This window comes from Pseudarthrobacter albicanus, from assembly GCF_018224015.1.
Taxonomy (GTDB): domain Bacteria; phylum Actinomycetota; class Actinomycetes; order Actinomycetales; family Micrococcaceae; genus Arthrobacter; species Arthrobacter albicanus.
Genome location: NZ_JAGPOT010000165.1, coordinates 1 through 2,891, shown reverse-complemented (window position 1 = coordinate 2,891; position 2,891 = coordinate 1). Strand labels below are relative to the sequence as shown.

Annotated in this window: 3 protein-coding genes; 2 read left to right on the top strand and 1 reads right to left on the bottom strand. The window is 59.6% G+C overall.

The annotated features are described in order from the left end of the window. Positions 1 to 260, bottom strand: a 260-nt coding sequence (locus J9611_RS21125; protein ID WP_504742114.1) for a phosphoheptose isomerase family protein, incomplete at its 3' end; no start/stop codon positions are given. A 500-nt stretch (positions 261 to 760) separates the two neighbouring features. Here J9611_RS21125 and J9611_RS21120 point away from each other — a divergent pair. Both J9611_RS21120 and J9611_RS21115 read left to right on the top strand, forming a co-directional pair. After that, complete coding sequence (locus J9611_RS21120) at positions 761 to 1,480, top strand: FadR/GntR family transcriptional regulator (protein ID WP_246528128.1); 720 nt, start codon at positions 761 to 763, stop codon at positions 1,478 to 1,480. A 180-nt stretch (positions 1,481 to 1,660) separates the two neighbouring features. Next, on the top strand, positions 1,661 to 2,383 hold the full coding sequence (locus J9611_RS21115; protein WP_211883159.1) for a cache domain-containing protein: 723 nt from the start codon (positions 1,661 to 1,663) through the stop codon (positions 2,381 to 2,383). Positions 2,384 to 2,891: the final 508 nt, after the last annotated feature.

Sequence of the window (2,891 nt, the reverse complement as noted above, 5' to 3'; positions counted from 1 at the left end):
GTGGTGTCACCGGCGATGTGGACATTCAGGCCCAGGTGCATCAGCCTCATCGCCGCCATCCGCAACACCAGCCCGCTCCGGCCCGCGCCGGCAACAAACACCCGGCCCGGCTGGGTGAGATGACGGGCCAGGTCGGCCACCTGCTGCCCGTCGATCTTGGCCGCCGTATCCGCGATCTCGTCCCTGACAAGGGCCAGATTACGGACAATGTCCTCTGTGCTGCTGTACCCGGTGAGCGTTGCATTAGCTGTCGGAGTCACGATTTATCCCCTTCGATTCGGTCACCCGGCCTGTAGCGGGCCGGGTGAGGCTTTCTGGTTGATATCCATAATCCCGAAGCAGACGGGCAGGGGTAACACTGTTTTCTGACGGTTCTCACTACACTTTAGGATGGCCTGATGTTTCCGTCCCCGGTGGACTGTCCGGAGGGCCTGGCCGCTCGTGGCAGAATCTTTGGCCGTCGAGAAAGCGGCCGACACCTGGTCCATGGACAGGACATGCATGATCAGTGGTTCGATTACGAGAGAGGCTGGTTCGCAAGGGCGGGGATGGCTTCATCCATTTCGTCACCGTCCGGGGGACGGCGGCCAGTCCGGCCGGAAAGCCGGAGTGTTGAAGGATTTATTGCATAGACTCTACTGAAGGATCAAAATCCTTCAGTACTGCCCGGACTGCTTAGATGACCCCCACCCGTAGCCCATTTTCGGAGCGCAGACTTTTGGCCACGCCGACCTCATTCCAGTCGCAGATATATCGAGCCTTGCCGGAAATCGAGAGGGCCGATGCGATTGTCGACAGAATTACCAAGGCCATCGCCCTCGGGCTGCTCAAAGTGGGTGAACGGCTGCCCCCCGAAGCGGCACTCTCGGACATGTTTGGGGTCGGCGGCGCAACCCTTCGCGAAGCTTTGGCCGAACTGCGCGACCAGGGAGTCGTCGAGACCCGCAGAGGCCGGAGCGGGGGGACCTTCGTCGTCAATCAGCCTCGGACCCAGACCGACACCATACGGGAGTGGTTTCTCTCCACGTCTATTTCGGAAATACGCGACATCGGCGACGAACATGCCGCCATAGCCGCCGCGACCGTCCGTCTGGCATGTGAGCGAGCGGAAGCACACGACGTCGACCGTCTTCAGGAACTTGCCCGGGCATTGGTTCTGGCCACGACCCCCGAAGTGCGTGCATCTGCTGACAGCCGATTCCACATCGAGTTGGCAGTATCCGCGCAATCACCGAGGCTTGCCAATGCCGAAATCCGGCTTCAGGAGGAAACAGTTCAACAGCTATGGACCCCCCTCGCCGTAGCATTTGACCCCGAAACGGCAACCGCTGAACACCTGGAACTGGTCCGGGCCGTGGCCCAGGACCAACCCGAAAAGGCCCAGAAACTGGTCCTTGAACACATCAGGCGAAACATCTTCCACCTGATTGATACAAAGCTCACTCTCGGTTACGCCCAATCAATTCAGGATGGCCAATGACCCCCGCCGTAGCATTTGACCCCGAAGTGGCAACCGCTGACACTTGGAACTGGTCCGGGCCTGGCCCAGGACCAAGCCGAGAAGGCCCGGAAACGGGTCCTTGAGCATGTCAGGCGAAACATCTTCCACCTGATCACGAAACTCACCTTGGCTTACGCCGAATCAACTCAGGATGGCCCAATGAACCCCGACAATGAAGTCGTACATGCTGCCAATGCGCTCACTTCGTGGACCAGCGGTGTCTCCACCGAGATCAAGGAACTCTCCAGAAACGTTGCCACCCTGCTTGAACGAAACCTCGCCGGCAAGTCCAAGGTCAACAAGGCTGCACTGGTCGGATTGGACGAACTCTCACGGGAGTTCCTGACCAAGAACACCTTTGCTGTCGGCGCCGGGACCTTCCTCGCCGCGGAATCCGTTGAGAAGGGCGGCCGGGCTTTGGAATGGTGGTCCCGCAAGGAATCCGGGGCCATCGGAAGGCTTGACTTTGACCTGACTCCAGGCAGCAATCGATACTACGACTATGAGAAGCTACCGTTCTTCTCGACCGCCGCTTCCACAGGTGAGCAGACCCTTTGGGGCCCGTATATAGATTATCTCGGCTTCGAGGAATACATCCTTACGTTCGCGGCACCGTTTTCCGTCCATGGAAACTTTGCGGGGGTGGCGGGATGCGACATTCGGATCAAGGACCTCGAACCCCTCCTCATGCCAAACCTGCGCGTTATCCCAGGCGATGCCGCCCTCATCAACGCCAGCAACCGCGTCATTCTTGGCAACTCCGGGATGTACTTGGTTGGCGAGCGGATCAAATCCGGATCTCCAGACCTGCACCGACTGGCTCTGGATGTTCCCCACCTGGGGCTCTCATTGATCTATACCACCCAGCCTCAGACCTCCTGAAGTAGGACAGTGGACCGCTGTTAAAGTTCACGCCGTGGTGATCTGGTAGGTCAGGGTCCGGGGGGTCGCCGGGAGCCTGGGCGGTGTGCTGGTAAGCACCTCGGCGCCCGGGCGGTTCATGTCTGTCTCTTTTGCGAGCCCTGGCGGTCAAGGCCGGGCGTGTCCGCCGGGTGAACACCCGGCTTCCTGCCAGCTGGCCAGGGTGGCGGCGTGCGTTCAGCGGAGGAGTTCGTGGGCCTGGACGTGGATGACCGGCGGTACCAGCCTCAACATCTACAGGGGACTGACGAGGTTGGCCGAGAACGGCTCTCCTGGAAGGCGGGCAACGAAGCAGCAAAATTAACATGAATAAAAGCTGTTGAAATGGAGGTTAAGTCTGTAATCTTTAGAGTGATCTGTTTCACAGGAGACGCTGCCGGAACGGTCCGAAGTCCTGCAAAGATCGCAGACCGGACGAAGAAGCACTTCCCCCGGATACGACACCCCCGAATTCGGCCCCCACCGGCAT

Bases quoted from the DNA above. Each gene is read 5' to 3' on its own strand.
- J9611_RS21115 (WP_211883159.1), top strand. From the start codon at position 1,661: ATGAACCCCGACAATGAAGTCGTACATGCTGCCAATGCGCTCACTTCG.